Annotated in this window: 18 protein-coding genes; 6 read left to right on the top strand and 12 right to left on the bottom strand. The window is 65.2% G+C overall.

The genetic code is table 11. The features are described from left to right. Positions 1-10 precede the first annotated feature (10 nt). The 3 genes from P6U27_RS20740 to P6U27_RS20730 are packed head-to-tail and all read left to right on the top strand — an operon-like array spanning position 11 to position 2,652. Positions 11-892, top strand: a complete 882-nt coding sequence (locus tag P6U27_RS20740) for an alpha/beta fold hydrolase (protein WP_407192445.1) — start codon at positions 11-13, stop codon at positions 890-892. Positions 893-895: 3 nt separating this feature from the next. Further along, complete coding sequence (locus P6U27_RS20735; protein WP_407192444.1) at positions 896-2,149, top strand: Zn-dependent hydrolase; 1,254 nt, start codon at positions 896-898, stop codon at positions 2,147-2,149. A gap of 8 nt (positions 2,150-2,157) precedes the next feature. Continuing rightward, complete coding sequence (locus tag P6U27_RS20730; protein WP_407192443.1) at positions 2,158-2,652, top strand: flavin reductase; 495 nt, start codon at positions 2,158-2,160, stop codon at positions 2,650-2,652. A gap of 103 nt (positions 2,653-2,755) precedes the next feature. Here the strand turns inward: P6U27_RS20730 and P6U27_RS20725 are convergent, their stop codons facing one another. From P6U27_RS20725 to P6U27_RS20715, 3 genes are all read right to left on the bottom strand, one after another. After that, positions 2,756-3,082 carry an NIPSNAP family protein gene (locus tag P6U27_RS20725; RefSeq protein WP_122403663.1) on the bottom strand — a complete coding sequence of 109 codons (327 nt, stop codon included), beginning with the start codon at positions 3,080-3,082 and terminating at the stop codon, positions 2,756-2,758. 144 nt (positions 3,083-3,226) lie between these two features. Next, positions 3,227-3,643, bottom strand: a complete 417-nt coding sequence (locus P6U27_RS20720; protein ID WP_209295157.1) for a tautomerase family protein — start codon at positions 3,641-3,643, stop codon at positions 3,227-3,229. A gap of 415 nt (positions 3,644-4,058) precedes the next feature. Further along, positions 4,059-4,739, bottom strand: a complete 681-nt coding sequence (locus tag P6U27_RS20715) for an IclR family transcriptional regulator C-terminal domain-containing protein (protein ID WP_244607669.1) — start codon at positions 4,737-4,739, stop codon at positions 4,059-4,061. Positions 4,740-5,004: 265 nt separating this feature from the next. On the opposite strand from P6U27_RS20715, the gene P6U27_RS20710 reads away from it, so the two are divergent. The 3 genes from P6U27_RS20710 (at position 5,005) to P6U27_RS20700 (ending at position 7,914) form a co-directional block, all read left to right on the top strand. After that, positions 5,005-6,369 carry an FAD-dependent oxidoreductase gene (locus P6U27_RS20710; RefSeq protein ID WP_209295156.1) on the top strand — a complete coding sequence of 455 codons (1,365 nt, stop codon included), beginning with the start codon at positions 5,005-5,007 and terminating at the stop codon, positions 6,367-6,369. Positions 6,370-6,373: 4 nt separating this feature from the next. Further along, complete coding sequence (locus P6U27_RS20705) at positions 6,374-6,607, top strand: hypothetical protein (RefSeq protein ID WP_407192442.1); 234 nt, start codon at positions 6,374-6,376, stop codon at positions 6,605-6,607. A gap of 212 nt (positions 6,608-6,819) precedes the next feature. Further along, positions 6,820-7,914, top strand: a complete 1,095-nt coding sequence (locus tag P6U27_RS20700) for a nitrate/nitrite transporter (protein WP_407192441.1) — start codon at positions 6,820-6,822, stop codon at positions 7,912-7,914. Positions 7,915-8,038: 124 nt separating this feature from the next. Here P6U27_RS20700 and P6U27_RS20695 read toward each other — a convergent pair whose 3' ends face one another. The 9 genes from P6U27_RS20695 to P6U27_RS20655 are packed head-to-tail and all read right to left on the bottom strand — an operon-like array spanning position 8,039 to position 19,254. Beyond that, positions 8,039-8,746, bottom strand: a complete 708-nt coding sequence (locus tag P6U27_RS20695) for an SDR family NAD(P)-dependent oxidoreductase (protein ID WP_129143328.1) — start codon at positions 8,744-8,746, stop codon at positions 8,039-8,041. Further along, positions 8,743-9,573: a sugar phosphate isomerase/epimerase family protein gene (locus P6U27_RS20690; RefSeq protein WP_407192440.1), complete on the bottom strand. Its 831-nt coding sequence runs from the start codon at positions 9,571-9,573 to the stop codon at positions 8,743-8,745. Before P6U27_RS20690 ends, P6U27_RS20695 begins: the two co-directional genes overlap by 4 nt. A 10-nt stretch (positions 9,574-9,583) precedes the next feature. Continuing rightward, the gene (locus tag P6U27_RS20685; RefSeq protein WP_209295152.1) at positions 9,584-10,198 is read right to left on the bottom strand and encodes an NIPSNAP family protein; all 615 of its coding nucleotides are present in this window, start codon (positions 10,196-10,198) and stop codon (positions 9,584-9,586) included. A 16-nt stretch (positions 10,199-10,214) separates the two neighbouring features. Then, complete coding sequence (locus tag P6U27_RS20680) at positions 10,215-11,942, bottom strand: FAD-dependent oxidoreductase (protein ID WP_407192439.1); 1,728 nt, start codon at positions 11,940-11,942, stop codon at positions 10,215-10,217. Between the two features lie 13 nt (positions 11,943-11,955). Beyond that, positions 11,956-13,680 (bottom strand): FAD-dependent oxidoreductase, encoded by a 1,725-nt coding sequence (locus P6U27_RS20675; protein WP_407192438.1) that lies wholly within the window; start codon positions 13,678-13,680, stop codon positions 11,956-11,958. Positions 13,681-13,685: 5 nt separating this feature from the next. Continuing rightward, positions 13,686-14,495: a shikimate dehydrogenase family protein gene (locus tag P6U27_RS20670; protein WP_407192437.1), complete on the bottom strand. Its 810-nt coding sequence runs from the start codon at positions 14,493-14,495 to the stop codon at positions 13,686-13,688. A gap of 16 nt (positions 14,496-14,511) precedes the next feature. After that, positions 14,512-17,043 (bottom strand): ATP-binding cassette domain-containing protein, encoded by a 2,532-nt coding sequence (locus P6U27_RS20665; RefSeq protein ID WP_407192436.1) that lies wholly within the window; start codon positions 17,041-17,043, stop codon positions 14,512-14,514. Then, entirely contained in the window at positions 17,040-17,966 is a 927-nt protein-coding gene (locus tag P6U27_RS20660) for a branched-chain amino acid ABC transporter permease (RefSeq protein ID WP_244607667.1), read from the bottom strand. Before P6U27_RS20660 ends, P6U27_RS20665 begins: the two co-directional genes overlap by 4 nt. A gap of 25 nt (positions 17,967-17,991) precedes the next feature. Beyond that, positions 17,992-19,254 (bottom strand): ABC transporter substrate-binding protein, encoded by a 1,263-nt coding sequence (locus P6U27_RS20655; RefSeq protein WP_407192435.1) that lies wholly within the window; start codon positions 19,252-19,254, stop codon positions 17,992-17,994. Positions 19,255-19,392 lie beyond the last annotated feature (138 nt).

Genomic DNA, 19,392 nt, shown 5'->3' with positions numbered 1-19,392 from the left:
GACGATGCCGATGACGATGATCACGACGAAGGACGGCGTGAAGCTCCATGTGGAAGAGGCCGGCGAGGGCACGCCGATCCTCTTCATCCACGAATTCGGCGGCAACCACGCAAGCTGGGAGCCGCAGCTGCGCTATTTCAGCCGGCGCCATCGCTGCATCAGCTACGCCGCGCGCGGCTATCCGCCGTCGGACGTGCCTGACAGCGCGGAGGCCTATTCGCAGGCGATCGCCGCTGATGATGCGGTCGCCGTGCTCGACGCGCTCAAGATCGATATGGCGCATATCGTCGGCCTCTCCATGGGCGGATTCTGTACGGTGCATTTCGGCCTGCGCACGCCGGAGCGCGCTTTGTCGCTCACGGTGGCCGGCGCCGGTTATGGCTGCGAGAAGGAGTTCGAGGAGTATTTTCGCGGCGTCTCGCGCGAAGTCGCCGACAGTTTCGAGAAGCAGGGAGCGAAGGAGTTTTCCAGGATCTATGCGCTCGGTGCGAGCCGGGTGCAGTTCCAGAACAAGGATCCGCGCGGCTGGCAGGAATTCGCCGATCGGCTCGCCACCCATTCCGACCGCGGCGCCGCCAACACGATGCGTGGCGTCCAGGCGCGGCGGCCGTCATTCTATGACCTCGAAGACGGCCTGAAGAAGATGATGGTGCCGACGCTGGTTATCGTCGGCGATGAGGACGACCATTGTCTGCAGCCCGGCATCTTCCTGAAGAAGACGATTCCCGCCTGCGGTCTCTCGGTCTTTCCCAAGACCGGTCACACGCTCAATCTCGAAGAGCCGGCGGCATTCAACGCACTGCTCGCCGAGTTCATTGCCCAGGTCGAGGCCGGACGCTGGCTGCCGCGCGATCCGCGCGCGCTGCCGGGTCAGATCATGCGCACGAAGTAGCCGATGGCGGGCAAGCCTCTGATCAACGCCGATCGGCTCTGGACCCGCTTGATGGCGCTCGCCGAGATCGGGGCGACGCCGGCCGGCGGGGTCAACCGTCAGGCGCTGAGCGACGGGGAGATCGCGGCTTGGCGCCGCGTCATCGGCTGGGCGCGCGAAGCGGGCTCGACGCCGTCAACGGATGCTGCGGGAAACCTGTTCCTGACCCTGGCCGGCCGCGATCGCGCCGCACCGCCGCTGCTGCTCGGCAGTCATCTCGACAGCCAGCCGACCGGCGGAAAGTTCGACGGCGCCGCCGGCGTGATGGCGGCATTGGAGGCGGTGGTCTCGCTGGCCGGGCAGGGCGACAAGCCCGCGCGCGATATCGTCGTCGTCGCCTGGATGAACGAGGAAGGCTCGCGCTTCGCGCCGGGCATGATGGGCTCGGAGGCCTTTACCGGTGAGCGCGACATGGACGCGATCCGCGCCGCGCGCGATGCAGACGGCGTCAGTGTCGGCGAGGCGCTCGACCGCCTCCACCAGGCTTTTCCCGATATGCCGCGCCGGTCGCTCGGCTTTGCTGCCGGAGCCTATCTCGAATTACACATCGAGCAGGGACCCCTGCTGGAAGCGGCCGGCTGCACCATCGGTGTCGTCACCGGCATCCAGGGCAAGAAGACCTTTCAGGTCGTGCTCGAGGGTGCCGAGGGCCACGCCGGCACGCTGGCGCAGCAGGAGCGGCGCGATGCGCTCGCGGCTTTTGCCCGGATGGCGACCGCGCTGCATTCCGAGATCGGCACCATCGATGCCGACATCAAGTTCACCATCGGCCGGATCGCCGTCGCGCCGAACGCGCCGTCGGTGGTGCCGTCGCGCGTCAGCTTCAGCATCGATCTGCGTCACCCTGACAATGCGGTGCTCGACGCGGCCGGCGCGCGCATCAACACTCTTTGCCGAGAGAAGGCGCCGCCGTGCTCGGTTACCGTGACGCCGCTCGTCGATGCGCCGTCGAACGTCTTCGATTCGCGCCTACGTGCGAGCATCGCGAAGGCGGCGCGGGAGCAGGGGCACCCGGCCATGGACATCCTGTCGGCCGCCGGTCACGACGCGCGTCATCTCGCAAAAATCTGTCCGGCCGCGATGATCTTCATCCCGTGCCGCCACGGGGTGAGCCATGTCGAGCACGAATGGGCCGAGCCCGATCATGTCGCCGCCGGCGCCTCCGTGCTAGCGCAGGTGCTGCGCGAACTCGCATATCCGCCCGCGGCGGGCGCGTGAGGATGACGATGCGGAGCGTGGCCCCTCAGGATTACCGCGACGCGATGGCCTGTCTCGGTGCCGCCGTCAGTATCGTGACGACCGACGGCAGCGCGGGCCGCGCTGGGTTTACCGCATCTGCGATTTGCAGCGTCACCGACGATCCGCCGACGCTACTGGTCTGCATCAACCGAGCGTCTTCCGCCTATGGCAGCGTGACACGCAACAAGGCGGTCTGCGTCAACGTGCTCTCGGCGCGGCACGAGCCGCTGTCTCGCCTGTTCGGCGGCAAGGTGCCAGCCGAGGAGCGGTTCGCCGCGGCCACATGGTCGACGCTCGAGACGGGAGCGCCGCTCCTCGTCGACTGCACTGCTGCGTTCGATTGTCGGATCGCCCACATGGTCAATGTCGGCACGCACGACGTGCTGTTCTGTCGCGTGGTCGCGCTGCAGAGGTCATGCTATACGGATAGTTTGATCTATTTCGGCCGTGCTTACCACGCTGTTGGAACAGGCTCGGGCTGAGATCGGCGAATTGGGTTGATCCCACCCATTCGGTCGCTATGGTCGCGCGGCTCTAGCCTTCGAACATCAGTGGTGCGCCGCAGCCTTCTGTCCGGAAGGACGGCTATTTGACCGAAGAGAATGCCGTCGGGGCCAGAATCTGGCTGACGATGTTGGCGATGATCTGGCCGTCCGCATGGGACTTGTTGCTCGCCTCGTGCCAATCCGGATCGGCCACGAACGCGCCCCATTTCTTTTCGCGTTCGGCGAGCGACTCCCAGGCCAGGAAATAGGTCAGCTCCTGGTTAGATTCGCCGATCATCGTGGTGAAGAACCCGGCCTGCTTGATGCCATGCTTCTCCCAGATCTTCAGCGTGGCAGTCTCGAACCGCTTCAGCAATGCCGGCAGGCGGCCGGGTACGCAGCGATACTGGCGCATTTCGTAGATCATTCTCGTTTCCTCTCTGAACAGTCTTGCGGTTATAACGAGCGGCCATAACCCGTGAATGGCCCATCGTGTTCGGCGAAGATGGCGATCGCGCTGCTCGAGCGCCTCACTCATGATTGCGACACGTGATTCCTCCGTAGCACTTGGTCATTCCCTGGATGTCCAGCCGGCATGCCTGGTCTGGCCCTCGGCCGGCGACCAGTCAGGGGCGAGGCGCCCGTTTCGATAAGCCTCGTCACCTGCGTGCTGCGTGAAGAGGACGGTGAACATCGCAGCAGGGACGGCGAGATGGGTTTCGCAGGCTTCGGTCAGTCTGCGAGCGAACCGCGTGCGCTGATCGACACTGCGTCCTGCCCTGATATCGACCATTGCGAGCGCCACCGTCTCAATCGGCGCGAAGCCTGTGCGATAGAGATTGTCGCACCCGAGCTCTACAAAGCCGATGTTCACTACCCCCGGCGGCGCCAGTAGTTCCTCGCAGTAGAGTTTGCCGATGACTTCAGCTGCCTTTCGCTTGGCTGCCGCTGGGTAATGTCCCGGAAGGTTCAGCTGAACATAAGGCATTGGTCCCCCTTGTGATCGCGCAGGTCTAGGCGAGCATGAGATGTGCAAGCTTGCGGGGCAGTCAGCATGGGGTGTGGCCAGTTTGCAGCTGATGGTAATTGCAGTCCACGCTTGTACTGAGGTATTCCGCAGCGAGGGCACGCTATAGTGTCGGCGGGGCGACCTGCAGGGCACCTCACAGCGATCGTTACCATGCCTGGCATGTTTGCCTGCGCATGAACCTGCTCGGAATAGTGCCCAAGAGCCATGGCGCCACAAAGGAATGCTCGTCTCCACAGCATCTCTAACACGATCTCTCAGAGCTCGTCCCGCGTCAGGAACCATACTGGTCCTTCGAACGAAAGCGTGCCAACGGAAATTCTGCAAAAAAGCTCCAGTCTGTGCGCTGTGCGCACAAGGCGAATGGACCGTGCTCCTACGGCAGCATCGACGAAAGCTCGCCCGCCATCCCCTTCAGCTTGGAGACAAATTCTCCAGCCAGTTTTTCCCTGTTGGCGCGCGCCGAGCTCGTGCTCGCATTGAGCGTCGCGACGACAAGACCGGCTCGATTGAACACCGGAACCGAGACGCTGACCAAACCGTCCTCCAGCTCTTCGTAGTTGATGCAGTAGCCCTTCACCTTGCTCTCGACGATCAGCGAAAGAATCTCGCGCTTGAGCATGACCGTGTGCCGCGTGTGGCGGACGATCCTGGTCCGCGCCAGCAGCCGCTCCACTTCGACGCGTGGCTTGTAGGCGAGCAACACGCGTCCGGATGCGGAGGAGAACGCCGGCAGTCGCATGCCTGTCGTGACGACGTAAGACAGTCGCCGGCCGGGAATGTCGGATCGCGCGACGAATACGACTTCAGCTTCGTCGAGCACGGCGAGTGAGACTGTCTCGCCGATCGAACGGGCGAGCTGGTCTAGAAATGGTTGCAGGGAAGCGCCGAAACCGGCGGACGACAGAAACGAGTAGGCGAGCCGGAGCACGCGCGTTGTCAGCTCGAAGCGACGCTCATGCAGGCGAGCGAAGCCAAGCTCCACCAGCGTAAGGAGGAGGCGACGCGCCACCGCCCGGTCCATCCCGGTACGTTCGGCGACCTGCGCCAGCGTCATGGCCCTGTTCTCGGCGCCGAACGACTGGATGACCGCAAGTCCGCGCGCAAAAGCCGTTACGAAATTCCGGTTCAGTTTCTCCTCCGCAATCGGCCGATAATACCTCGGTTTCGACGATGCCATCGATCAGATCTCCACTACTGTGCGTATAGCGCACACTTTGGCACAAAAACGCACAGTTCGCCCTGGCGTCCAGTCTCGGCCTGCGCACATAGTCCGGATAAGAACACGGGCGTTGAACACGCGAGCGAAGGGAAGGAGCGCCATGACCATCGGCAGTAGCGAGGTGTTGCAAAGGGCCGGCCGGCTTCCGCCGGTCCGCTCGGGCGATCATTTTGATATCGTGGTAGCCGGCGGGGGTGCTTCGGGTCTAATGGCGACGGTGTCTGCCGCCCGGCAGGGTGCACGCGTCCTGGTCGTGGAAACATCCGGCTGCTTCGGTGGCGCCGGCACAACGTCGATGGTGGCGCAGTGGCTCGGCTTCTACAATGGCGAGACATGCGCTGTCGGCGGCCTGCCCATGGAATTTGCCGAGCGGGTGATCGCCCGGGGCGGATCCAACGGCTTTGAAAACTACGTGCTGGCGGAAGCCACCGTGCGTCCCCTTCACCTCAAGCGCCTTCCGTTCAATCCCGAAATCGTAAAGCTCGTCGCCGATGAGCTCGTCCTGGAGAGCGGGGCGTCTGCATTGGTTCATGCCCGGATTTGCGGCGCCTCCCGAGACGACGACCGTGTGACCGGGGTGCAGATCGAAACGTCCGGCGGACGGCTCAACGTGGGGGCGAGCTGCTTTATCGACGCGACCGGGGATGCGGTCGTTGCGCGCCACGCAGGAGCGCCACTGGCGGACGTAGAGGCGGGTCGGCACCGCATGGGAATGAGCCTCGTCTTTCGATTGTCCCACGTCGATGTCGCTCGCTTTCGCGCCCTCTCAAGGCAGGAAAAGCGCGCGATTGCTCTCGAGGGCATGGCCACAGGTGAGCTGTTCTGGGATGTCCTGTCCGTCTCGCCGGTCGGCACGTCTGACGCCATCTGCCTGATGAGCCATCTGGATGGGCTCGATAATCTCGACCCCAACGATCTGACCAGGGCGGAGTTTATCGGACGCTATCAGGTCAGTCGCATCGCCGGCTTCCTCAAGCGGAGAATGCCGGGATTTGCAGCTTGCGAGCTGGCTGGAATTGCAAGCCATGTCGGCGTGCGAGAAAGCGTTCGGCTGGTCGGCGACTACCTGCTTACGGAACAGGATGTGGTCGGTGCCACACCGTTCGAGGATGCGGTAGCGCTGGGCTGCGGTCCCTTGGATGTGCATGAGGAAGATGGCAAGCTCCGGCTCTTCATGCCGGCGCAGCCGTTCGAGATTCCAGCGCGCAGCATGACCTGCATTTCGGTCAGGAATCTCGTCGTCACCGGTCGGGCCATCTCGGCGACCCGCGAGGCGAATGGGGCGATCCGGCACCAGGCCACAGCCATGGCACTGGGCCAGGCCGCCGGCCACCTCGCGGCGCATGCCGGGGCGTACGGCTGGGACGTGCGGGCGTTGCCGCACGGGACTGTTCAGAAGAGTCTGACTGCAGCAGGGGCCCTGCCGTCGCGTGGCCATCTGCCGCCGGCAACTGCCGTTAGCTGAGCGGATGATCGAGACCAATACCATGCGCACAGCGCCCCGCTTGACCAAGCCGGCCGGGGCGGATCTCGACACGATCTACGTGAGTTGCGAAGCGCCTGCAATGGCGGCGATCGACCCGTTCCGGGCGCGTGCACGACAACAACAGGGTTGGCGCTTCCAGGCCATCCCCTCGTCGCACGCCTGCATGGCGACCGCGCCGGAGCTGACCGGCAAGACACTGGAAAGGCCCGTCCCATGAATGTCGTTGCGAACACGCGACCGCGCGTTGCACAGGATGATGCGACACGTGCATCTACGGGGGGCGCCAATGCAGGGGTTGACGCGTCAGCAACGGCTCCGGCCGAGCCGAAAGGTTCGGTTGGTTCTTATCGATGGGTGGTCCTTTCGGTCGTTTTTACCGCTTTCCTGGTGACCTTCCTCGACCGGCTGGCATGGGCGAATGCCAATCTCATGGCCAGCAAATCACTGGACATTCCGGTCGCAACACTTGGCCTGTACGTGACGGCCTTCTACACCGGCTACGTGATCGCGAGCGGCCTTGCAGGCTTCGTAACTGACCGTATCGGATCGCGGCTGATGCTGTTTTTCGCGCTCGCGCCGCTTGCCGCGTGCACGTTTCTGTTCGGGTTGACCAGTTCATTTGCGATGGGGCTCGTACTGCAGGCCCTGATGGGCCTGTTCGCCGGCGCGGACTATGCTGCTTGCGTCAAGGTTGTCGCCGATTGGTTCGGCCGAACCGAGCGCGGCAGGGCGCTTGGTCTGTTTTCGACGGCGCCGTCGATCGGTGTCGCCGCCGCAAACGCGATCTTTCCGATGCTGCTGGGCGTCGTCGGCTGGCGTGCGCTCTATTGGGGCCTCGGTGGCCTCACGGTACTCGTTGCCGTGATCTGCCTGTTCCTCTTGACCGACTTGACGCCGGCGGGGGCCGGCGAACGCAACTCGAAGACGCCCGATCAGGTGACATGGCGCCGCGGATTTGCAGCACTGTGGGCCGACAGGAACCTCGTTCTGATCGCGCTTGCCGGCTTCGGTGCCAATTGGGGTACGTGGGGATTTGCGTTCTGGGCGACCGCGCTGATGATCCGGGGCTATCAGCTCAGTCCAGTGGATGCGGGCGCGATCGCCCTGATCTTTGGTATCGCGGCTGCAGTCTCAAAGCCCCTCTATGGACTGCTCTCGGACATGCTTGGCGGCAAGCGCCGCAATCTTGTCATCTGCGACCTTCTCGCGTTCGCCGCGATGCTGATCGTATTCGGTATGATGCACACGAAAAGCGGATTCCTGATCGCAGCGCCGCTCCTTGGGTTGACTGCCGTGGTCTACAGCCCGCTGCTTGCCGCAATGATCACCGAGAGGGTCGACATGCGGATGACGGCGACCGCGACCGGTATGATCAATGCTCTCTGGCAGCTCGGAAGCGTGATCGTTCCGAGCGTTGTTGGCGTGGTGTTCGCGGCAACCGGCTCGTTTGCGGCGGCCTTTGCTGTCCTCGCGGCAGGACCCCTCATCGGAACCTTGTGCATGCTTGCGGTCCACGAGCGATGATCAGCATGTGTTGACCAGAAGACACGCTGCAAAGGATTCCAAGGCCGGGATCAGACGGGCAGGGCTCCTCCGCGGCGCAATCGATGTTCGACGGATCCGTATCAAGCGGTCATCTTAAGACAACTCAATACGTTGCGCGCCCTCCGGAAAGATCGAAGACGGCGCCAGTCGAGAACGAGCATTCATCGGAGGCGAGCCAGGCGACCAGCGCGGCGACTTCCTTCGGCAGGCCTGCGCGTCCGAGCGGGATCTTTGCCAACACGTTCCGATAGGCTTCCTCCGTCATCTGCTTGACGAGATCGGTGGCGATCACGGCAGGTGCAATGGCGTTGACGCGAATTTCGGTACCGGCCAGCTCCTTGCCGAGAGATTTCGTTAGCGCGATCACGCCGGCCTTTGCCGCGGAATAGCCGGTCATGCTGGCATTGCCTTCCTTGCCCGCGATCGAGGCCAGGTTGACGATGCGGCCACCGTTTTGCTGTCGCATCGGTGTGATGGCGGCCTTGCAGCAGAGGAAGGTGCTGGTCAGGTTCACGTCAAGAACACGCCGCCAATCGGCAAGGCTGTACTGCTCGATATTGACCGTGGGGCCGGTGATGCCGGCGGCATTGACAAGAACGTCGATGCGGCCGTGTCGCGCAAGGAGGCGCGCCATCGCCTCGTCGACGGCGGTCTCGTCGGTGAGATCGACCCGTTCATCTGCCTCATCCGCGACATCCCAGACGAGCACTTTGGCGCCGCCGGCTACAAGCCGTTCGCGAACCGCCCGGCCGATGCCGCCGCAGCCGCCGGAAATGACGGCGATGCGACCTTCAAAATTGAGCCCGGTCATGCGCTCGCCGTCCCCCTTGCCGCGTGCGCGACGGTCGTCTCGGCTGCGGCCAGCGCCCGCCGTGCCCATTCCTCCGCTCCGAGCTTCGGAAGCCACTCGTCGTTAGGAATCTCGAGACTGAGCGGAAGATCGTCCGGCAGCGCGCGGACGATCCCGGCGAGATCGATGCCGCCGTCGCCCGGCAGAAGCCGCGCGCAGCGCGCGGTGTGGATCAGCTCGTCATTGCTGGTGGGGATGCCAGCGGGTGCATCGCAGAGCTGGGCGTAGCTCAGCAAGTCGTGCGGCAGGCACGCGATATCGGCGAGAGTGGTCGCGGAGCGCGCGGCGTGCAGCGCGTCGACCAACACGCGGCCGTTGGGCTCATTGGCGTTGGTCACGATCCGCAAAGCCTCCTTGGCGTTCTTCACTGCTGTCCATGGCATGAATTCGAGATCGGCGGTGAGGCCGTAAGGCGCGGCGGCGCGGCAGAAGTTTGCGAACGACTCTGTCAGCCGCGCTTCGTCTGGATCGTCGCCGGCGACCAGGATCGCGCGCGCATTCAGCCGTCCGGCCGTGTCGAGAAAGGACGCGAAGCGCTCCGGCTCGAAATCCACCCCCAGTCGTGCGATCTCGACGTCGAACACTGCAACTCCCGTATCGTCGATGCGCCGGATGGTTTCGCGCAGCATGGCTGCATCGGTGGTGAGCGGTGAGAAGTCGCCGCCCGGCGCCGCAGGCGCGATGCGAACCCCGATCGCCTGGTAGCCGAGCTTGGCGGCGAGGACCAGCGCATCCGGGGGTGCCATTGGCGCCGAAGTGAGGTACGCGAGTGAATAGATGTGCGGCATGATCGTCGCCTCAGGCCAGCGGAGAGATTGCCGTTGGCAGTGCAATGATCGAGCGCATGTCGCCGGTCAGCCAGTCGGGTCCGCCCTTCGGCGGCCAGATGCCATTGGCAACGGACTCGGCGCGCACCGCGGCGCGGGCATCCAGGCTGGCGAACGGCCAGATATGAGTGAAGCGTGGCGGCCCGTCGAGCGCATACATTGCGATCGAGAGCGGCGACAGCTTGCCGCGCTCGGGCATGGCTGCTTCCCATGCCGCGATCGTCGGAGGAACGCCGCCGTGCTTGAGACGATAGGTGCGGATCTCGTAGACGCTGCCGTACTTGCCCGGCGCGAGCGGCGGCAGGAACGGAAACGGCGCATAGGTATCGAAGCTCATCCCGGTGATGGCCTCGCCGGCTCCGAAGGGATTTGTCGTACGCAATGCACGCTCGCGCTCGGCGCGCCACGCCTCGTGATCGCTGAATGAGCGCAGCACCAGGAGCTGGTTGAGCTCGCCGATCTCGCTGGCCCAGCAGCCGAGCAGCGTGCCATTGGCGCCCGATGCGCTGACGTAGTCGCCGATGCCGGCCACGGCCTTGGCCGCGGTGCCGAGTTTCACCGTCAGGGTTGCGATCTCGTAGAGCATGTTCTTCTCCATGCGGTCAGGCCGCGGCCGACCGGTTGTTCGCGAGTGGAATTCCGCCGGCATGGTGCGCGGCGATGTAGCCGAAGGTCATGGCTGGGCCGAGCGTAATGCCGCCCGACGGATACCGCCCGGCCATGATGCTCGCCATGTCGTTGCCGACGGCGTAGAGGCCGTCGATCGGCGTGGCCTGCCCATCGAGCACGCGGGCATATTCGTCGGTGGCGAGGCCTGCGAACGTGCCGAGACTGCCGGCCACGATCTTGACCGCATAGAACGGGCCGGATTCGATGGGCGCGATGCAAGGATTTGGCAGATGCGCCGCATCACCCTGCACGCGATTGTAGGGCGCCTCACCGCGCCCGAAGGCGGGATCTTCACCGCGGGCGGCGAAGCGATTGTAGTGCTCGATCGTCGCTACGAGTCCGTCGGCGCAGATGTCGCAGGCCCGCGCGAGCGCTGCGATGGTCGCGCCCCGCTTCAGATAGCCGTTGCGGATCCAGGGCGCGACGGGGAAGGGCGGGGGACGCACGCGGCCAAGACCGTAACGCTTGAGGAACTTTGCGTCGCAGATCGCCCAGGCTTCGGCCGGCGTGCCTTTCGGCGTGGCGGCAAACAGCGCCTTCATTACGTCATGATAGGAATCGGCCTCGTTGGCAAACCGCGTCCCGTCGCTGCGCACCATGATCAGCCCGGGCTTGGCGCGCTCGATCAGATGCGGGAAGTGAGCGAACGAGCCGTCGCGATGCGGTACCAGCGACACGGGCGCCCAGGCCCCTGCATCGGAGAGATCGGTCCGCAGCCGCCCGCCGACGGCCTCGCCGAGGCGGATGCCTTCGCCGGTGTTGCTCGCGGGTGCCGCCGACCAATGCTCGTGGCCGGTCGGGGCATGGGCAAACAGCGCAGCCTTCCGTTGCGTGTCGTGCGGAAAGCCTCCACAGGCGAGCACGACGCCGCGGCGCGCGCGAATCTCGATCGTCGTGCCGTCGCGCCCAGCGCGGGCGCCCACGACGCGAGCCCCCTCCCGCAGCAACGATTGCGCGGGTGTCCCCGGCATGATGCGGACGCCGAGGCTATCGGCGGATTTCAGCAGCCGTGCCACCAGGGCATTGCCGTTGACGAGATGCATGCCGCGACCGAAGCGCAGCAGGTCGAGCATATGCCGCGCAAGCCGGCGGGCGACGTGGAAGAACGAGGTCGGAGACGAGCGGGCATTGAGGAAATGCCTGAGATCGGCGCCGGAGGCGATGCCCATTCCGAACGGGGCGACTTCATCCAGAGGCGGCTTGAGATCGCGGATACGAGGGCCGAGCTCGCGGCCGTCGATCGGCGCGGCGCAGACCGAGCGGCCGCCCGTCACCGCACCCGGACTCCTGCCGTGAAAATCCGGAATCTGATTGCCGTCGATGAAGGCCAGATGGGTTTCGCGCCGGAAGAACTCGACCATGCGCGGACCTTGCTCGAGGAACATCTCGACCCGGCTCTCGTCATAGCCGTCCGCGAGTTCGTGCCGCAAATAGAGTCTCGGTTGCTCGGGAGGCTCGACGATGCCGGCGGCTTTCGCCAGCGGATTGCCCGGGATCCACATCCAGCCGCCCGACCAGGCCGTGGTCCCGCCGAGCTGCTCTTCTTTCTCGATCAAAATGACGTCGAGACCGAGCGAGGCGCCGGTGACCGCCGCCGCCAGGCCGCCCGCGCCCGAGCCGATGACGAGCAGATCGCAGTCGAGATTGTGGTCGCCTGTCAAATCAGCCTCCGGATCACGCTGCGCGCCGTGCCTGGGCCGCGCCGACGGCGTGCCGCACTGCGCGGTAGGCGAACGTGATGGCAGGACCGATGGTGATGCCGGGCCCGGGATAGGTGCCGCCCATGATCGAATTGGCCTCATTGCCGCAGGCATAGAGGCCCGGGATCGCAGTGCCGTCGGCGCGCGTGACCTGCGCCCATTCGTTGATGACGAGACCTGTGGCCGCCCCGATGTCGCCGGGATAGAGCCGTACGGCATAGTAGGGCGCAGTCGAGATCGGACCCAGCGTCGGATTGGGCCCGATGGATGCATCGCCATTGACGCGGTGATAGGCCGTGGTGCCGCGGCCGAAATCGGGATCGACGCCGCTTGCGGCATAGCGGTTCATCGCCGCGATCGTCGTTTCGAGACTGGCCGCCGGCACGCCGATCCTGGCGGCGAGATCGGCGATACTGGCGCCTTCCATCAGGTAGCCGTCGGCAAGATAAGGCGTGAGGTCGCGCGTGCCCATCCGCACCATGCCGAGACCGTATTTCGAGAGCCCGACCGCGTCGGTGATGATGAAGCAGGGGATGCACGGCACCTGCTTGTTGTGCTCGAACATTGCTCGTCCGAACAGGTGATAGGAGACGGATTCGTTGACGAAGCGTCGTCCCGTCTGATCGACACAGACCGTCCCGGGCTTGCTACGATCCATGACGAAATGCGGGAAGCTCGCCGTGCTGCCGTCAGCGCGCTTGCGGATCGAGACCGGCGCCCAGAAGGCGTTGTCGAGATTGCCCTCGCCAAACCGGGCGCCAAGCCGCAATGCGATGTCCTGCATGGCGCCGGTATGTCCCGGCGCCGAAGGGCTGTACGTTTCGCCCTGGGGCAATAGCTCGGCGCGGCGTCGCGGATGCCGGTTGAAGCCGCCGGCCGCGAGCACGACGCCGTTGGTGGCCGCGACGCGGCGGGTCGTTGCACCCGATTTGAGGATCGCGCCGGTGACGGTGCCGTTCTCGCTCACGAGATCCTGGACCTCGGTCCGGATCAGGATCTCGACGCCGCGCGCATTCAGAGACGCCAGGAAACGACCGATCAATGCGTTGCCCATCACCAGGCGCGAGCCGCGCCGGCCCCTGAGCCGATCGCCGGCATAATGTGCGAGGATCTTGATAGCGTGAGCCGCGGAGCGCGCCGATTTCCTGATCGCGAGCAGGTGGCCGATGTCGGTGCGGTCGACCATCATGCCGCCGAAGATCGTGAACTCCGGGATCGGCGGGCGGATCTTGTCGAGGTCGGGTCCGAGGCTGCGGCCGTCGAACGGCACCGGCTCGAGCGCCCGGCCGCGCATGGTGGCGCCCTCGAACTGCTGCTCGTAATCGGGATGGGTGGCGTAGGGGCGGAACTTGACCACGCTGTTGGCTTCGAGCGCCGCAATTGCTTCCGGCGCGCTGTCGAGAAAGGCCTCGCGCATCGACGGGGCGGAATGATTGCCGACGACGCCGTCGAGGAACTTGCGCGCCTTGTCCCGGCTGTCGTCGGGGTTGACGCTCCTGGAATGGTGGGAGTTGGGCACCCACGTGGTTGCCGCCGACAGCGCGCTGGTCCCGCCGACATATTCGGTGCGCTCGACCAGGAGGACCTTGCGCCCTTCGATTGCGGCGAACAGGGCGGCTGCCATCCCGGCGGCACCGGAGCCGATCACGACCAGATCGTAGGGCGCGCCGTCGGAAATCTCGTTGATGTTCCTGAACATGGCGGTTACCTCGAGCTGTCGCTTTGAAGCAGGAAATCGACCATCGAGCTCTGCAGCGCGTTGTACATCTCGCTGCCCGTCGACGTCTTGCAGCCGAGACGGCGCGCTGCTTCAACGAGCGGCGAGATCACAGGGCTCGTGATGACGCAGCCGACGAACGTACGTTCGTTGAGCTTTGACACGTCGAGCGGCAGCGGATCGCCGGCCTTCATGCCGAGCGGCGTCGCGTTGGCGACGAGATCGAAGCCGGTAGGGTCGGCGGAGCCCGGGCCGATCTCGGCCTTACCCAGCGTCTTCAGCTTTCCGATCAGCTGGTCGCGCCGGGCCACATCATTGTCGTGGATGGCGAGGGTGCGTACGCCGGTTTCGACCAGTGCCATGGCGATCGCGGACCCGGCTCCGCCGGCGCCGACCAGCAGGGCGCGCTTGCCGGCCGGATCGTAGCCGCTGGCGCGCACCGCCCCGACGAAACCCAGCCCATCGACATGATCGCCATGCCACCCCCCCTCGCGGCGCCGCCGCATGATGTTGACAGATCCGAGCAGGCGGGCGCGGTCGGTCGCGCTCGAACAGAATTCGTAGCAAGCGAATTTGTGCGGGACCGTGACGATGACGCCGTCGAGGTTGCGGATCTCGGTCGCGGTCGTCAGCAGCGCTTTCAGGTGGTCGCTGTCGATCTGCACCGGCACCAGGATGGCGTCATAGCCGCGGTTGACGAAAGCCTGCGTCACACCGGCAGGCGATTTCACCTGGGCGATGGGATCGCCGACGATGATGTTGAGGCGCGTTGCGCCGGTCAGGTTCAGGCTGATCATTGTTGTTCTCTCTCGGTTAGGCTGCTCCGCGGGCCTGTGCCGTCTCGGCCTGGACCACGCCGAGCAGGCGCGCCTGCAACTCATGATCCCGCTCCAGGATCTCCGCGTCGCCGGCAAAGGCGATCTGGCCGTTCACCAGCACGTAGGCGCGGTCGACGATCGGCAGCACGGTCTCGGCGTGGTGCTCGACGATGACCATGGCGACCTTGCCGCGCAGCTTGACGAGCGCGTCCATCACTTCCTTGACCACGGCCGGCGCGAGGCCCTCGAATGGCTCGTCGAGCAGGATCAGCTTGCTCGGCACGACGAGGGCGCGCGCGATCGCGACCATCTGCCGTTCGCCGCCCGACAGCATTTCGGCCTTCGCGGACCGGCGCTCCCGCAAGCGCGGGAACAGCTCAAACACCTCCGCAAGCCCGAGGCCGCCCGGCCGCGCGGCAAGCTGCAGATTTTCGGTGACGGTGAGGTTGGGGAACAGCCGGCGTCCCTCGGGGACCAGCGAGATGCCGAGGCGATTGATCTCGTAGGGCTTGAGGCGCGCGAGCGGCGTTCCTTCGAGCGCTATGCTGCCGCCGGAGATGGCGAGCGTACCACTGAGGCTGCGCAGTAGCGTGGTCTTGCCGACGCCGTTGCGGCCGAGCAGGGCGACGGCCTCGCCGGAATGAACGGCGAGATCAACGGCCTCGAGGACCGTGCTGCCGCCGTAGCCTGCCGACACCGCATTTGCCGCGAGCAGCAGCGGGGCCTTGGCGTGGGCCATCCGCTCGATTGCGGGCGGCGGCGACTGGCTGCCATCCCTGGCGGCGCCGAGATAGGCCGCGACCACGTCGGGGTTGGCGGCGACCTCCGCTGGCCTGCCGTCGGCGATCATCCGGCCCTGGTGCAGAACCGAGATGCGGTCGGAGATCGCGAGAACGCGGTCGATGTCGTGCTCGATCAGGAGCACGCCATGCGTTTGCGTAAGCTTCCGGATCAGATCGGCGACGATGACACGATCGGCCTCGGCGAGGCCGGCGAGCGGCTCGTCGAGCAGCAACAGCCTGGATTCGATTGCGAGCGTAATGCCGATCTCCAGCAGCCGTTTCGCCCCGTGCGGAAGGTTGACACAGGGTTCGGCCGCGACATCCGCGAGGCCGACGGCATCGAGGATCGACCAGGTCCTGGCGTTGGTCTCCTCGAGAGCATAGGCATCTCGGAGCAGCCGGCCCGATCCCTTGCGCTGGGCCTGTACGGCAACCCGGACGTTCTCGAACACGGTCAGGTTCTGGAAGATCGACAGGATCTGGAACGAGCGCCCGATCCCGAGTCTTGCGCGAACATGCATCGGCAGGCGGGTGATGTCGCGGCCGTCGAACACGATGCGTCCGCCGCTCGGCTTAAGCGCGCCGGACAGCATGTTGAAGAACGTCGTCTTGCCGGCGCCGTTCGGCCCGATGATGCTGTGGAGCACGCCGCCATGGATCTCGAGGTCGATGCTCTTCGCCGTCACCAGGCTACCGAAGTTCTTGCTCAACCCGATGGTCTGCAGCAGCGGCTTGCCACGGTGGGGCCCGCTGGCGCTGCTCGCGAAGGGCGCAATGACGTCGGGGCGCGGCGGAATATCGGCACGCACCAGCGTCCAGCGCTGGCGGCCGAACAGCCTTTGCCACAGGCCCTGGATTCCTTCCGGCGAGGTCAGCGCGAACAACATCAGGATCGGCGCGAAGATCAGCCACCAGTTTTCGGTGATCGCGGACAGGCGGTCCTCGAGCAGGATGAAGGCGATCGCGCCCCACACCGGCCCGAGCACGTGATGCACGCCGCCGAGCACGGTCATCAGAAGGGAATCGCCGGCGTGCTGCCAGCTCAGATTGTTGGCATACACGCCTTCGAGCATCAGCGTGAGCAGGCCGCCGCCGAAGCCGACGAAGGTGCCAGTCAGGATCAGGGCGCCATGGCGGAACCGGTGGACGTCATAGCCGAGGCTGCTCGCCCGCTGCTCGTTGTCGCGCAGTGCCTGCAGCACGCGGCCGAACGGCGAGTGCGCGATCCGCCACATCAGCCAGATGCAGAGCACGGTGGCCGCGACCACGAAGACGTGAAACGACCACGGCCCGGCAAAGCTCGTGCGATAGACGCCCTGCAGGCCGTTCTCGCCGCCGGTCACCGCGGTCCATTTGAAGGCAATCTCGAAGGCGATCTGGGAGAAAGCCAGGGTCAGGAGCGAGAAGTACAGTCCCCTGCGGCGCAGGATGATGGCGCCGATCACGAGCGCCAGCAGGGCGGAGAAGGCCGTCGCAAGCAGCAGCGAGACGAGATCGTTGCCGTAACGGCCGAGGATGAAGAAGGCCGCCGCATAGCTCGCGCAACCGAAGAACACCGACGCACCGAACGGGACGAGGCCGGTATAGCCGACGAGAAGGTTCACGCCGGCGCCGTAGAGCGTATAGATCGCGATCTGCGTGATCAGTGAGATCGGCGCGCCGAGCAGGGACCACACGGCCGTCAGTGCGGCGAGAACGAGCGCTGTGACGAGCGCCGGATGGCGCAACATGGCGAGATGTCTCACTCGAACCTCTCCCAGCGTTCACCGAACAGCCCGCGCGGGCGGATGAGGAGAATGGCAGCCATCAGGATGTACATGGCCGCGCCCGACCATTCCGGCTGGAACTGGATGGTCATCGCGGTGGTGATGCCGACCAGGAGGCCGGCGACGACAGCGCCGAGAAACGATCCGAGGCCGCCGATGGTGACGATCACGAAGGCCGGCATGATCGCGCCGGCGGCCATCGAGGGCGTGATGGTCCACAGCGGAGCGGCGAGCAGTCCGCCGAGGCCGGCGAGCAGGCAGCCGATGCCGAAGACGCCGCTGAAGACGATCGGCAGATTGATGCCGAGCAGGCCCACCATCTCCGGATCGCGCGATCCTGCGCGGATGATCCGGCCGTAGGGCGTGTAGGCGAGGAAGGCCCAGAACGCGACGAGCACCGCCGCGGTCGTGACCAGCACGAACATCCGGTATCTGGTGATCAGGATCGGGCCGTATTCGACGAAGCCGGCCAGGAATTTCGGTGCGGCGAAGGGCACGGGCGCGCCGCCGAAGACCAGCCGCAGCACGGCCTCCGCCAGCAGCGCGAGCGCGAAGGTCAGGATCAGGCCGAGCAGCGGCTCCTTGCCGTAGAGATGCCGGATCAGGGTCATCTCCACGATCACGCCGATGATGCCGGTCAACAGCGGTGCGGCGAGTGCGGCCCACCAGCCGAACTCCCGGCTCAAGGCGTAGGCGAGATACGCGCCGACGGCGAAGAAGGCCCCATGCGCGAAATTGACGATGCCGAGCATCCCGAAAATGATCGAGAGCCCGATCGCGATCAGAACGTAGAGAAAGCCGAGCACCAGGCCATTGACGGCTTGCGAGAGGATCATGTCGAGCATGGCGACATCCGTTTCGGATCGGGCGAGGCGATGGCGCAGGCGCGGGGCCTGCGTCACGGCCTCATTCCAAGGGAAGGAAGGCTCAGAGAGTGTCCATCTTGCAGGCGCTGTCGCCGGCAGAGCCGAAGGCTTTGGCGAGATCCTCCGACGTCTTCGGCAACTCGGCCTTGACGTCGAAATAGTCCCATTTGTCCGTGATCTTGGGATGGATGCCGGCGACCAGCAGCCGGCTCGTCATTTGATGATCGAAATCGCGGTAGCCGATATCCAGGTCGCCGCGGCGATACGTCCAGCCCTCGAGCGCCTGCACGATGGCACCAGGTTCGGTCGATTTCGCCATCTCGATGGAATCGAGAAGGCTCTTCATGCCGAGCCAACCCATCCAGGCCTTGTCAGCCGCCGGCCTGTTGTATTTCTTCTCGTAGGCGGCGGCCATCGCCTTTTCCTCGGGCGAATTGTTCGGATTCTTGTACCACCAGGTGATGGTATAGAGCCCGTCCGCCGCTTCGGGACCGACGCCCCAGAGGTCGGTGTTGCCGACCGAAATCTCGGCAAAGGGAATCTTGCCTTTCATGCCGAGCTCGTTCCACTGCTTGAGGAAGGTGGTGAGATCGCTCGCGGCGATGCCGCCGATCACGACGTCGGGCTTGGCGGCGCGGATCTTCAGGATGAACGAGGAATAGTCCGGCGTGCCGACCGGGACCTCGTCGGCGCCGACCACGGTGCCGCCATTGGCTGTGATGTAGTCGGTGAAGGCGCGCTTGATGTCCTGGCCGAACGCGTAGGATGCCGTCAGCAGGTACCATTTCTTGCCGATCGAGGCGCAGTAGGGCGCGAGGATGCGCGCGTGCACGTCGACGGGAGGCTGAAGGCGGAAGGTGTACTTGTTGCAGGACTTGCCGGTGAGGTCGCCGGTGGCGGCATTGGCAGCGACGTAGGGGATCTTGGCCTTCTTGGCCACCGAGGAGATCGCTAGCGCGAAGGAGGACAGCGCGCCGCCGACCATGCCGACGACCTTCTGCTCGCCGACAAGACGCTCCGCGCTCTGCTGCGCGCCCTGCGGATTGGGCTCGTCCAGCCAGACGATCTCCGCGGGCCGTCCGAGCAGCGTGTTGTTGCGCTGCTCCAGCGCGAGCATGCCGCCCTGGGCGAGATATTCGGCCTGGTCGACGATCGAACCGGTCTTCGCCCAGATCATTCCGATCTTGATCGGCTCGGCCGCGGCCGCATTGCCGATATAGGGCATGCCGAGGCGTGAGGCCGCGAGTGAGGTTGCGCCGAGGAGCAGGCCGCGACGGCCGATGCGCAAGCCCGTCATGGCCGATGTCGTCTTCCGATCCGTCATTTGTTTCCTCCCGTTCCGACATGCGCCGGTCGCTGCCGGTGGGCCGTGCAAGCGGCTCTTGGGCCTGCCGTATCACAACTGGAATCGAATTCCAATATCAAAGATCACAAGCTGGAATCCCATTCCAATTCCAGTTAT

The sequence above is a fragment of the Bradyrhizobium sp. STM 3566 genome (assembly GCF_045571445.1).
GTDB classification, from domain to species: domain Bacteria; phylum Pseudomonadota; class Alphaproteobacteria; order Rhizobiales; family Xanthobacteraceae; genus Bradyrhizobium; species Bradyrhizobium vignae.
This window is presented reverse-complemented; position numbering and strand designations above follow the sequence as displayed.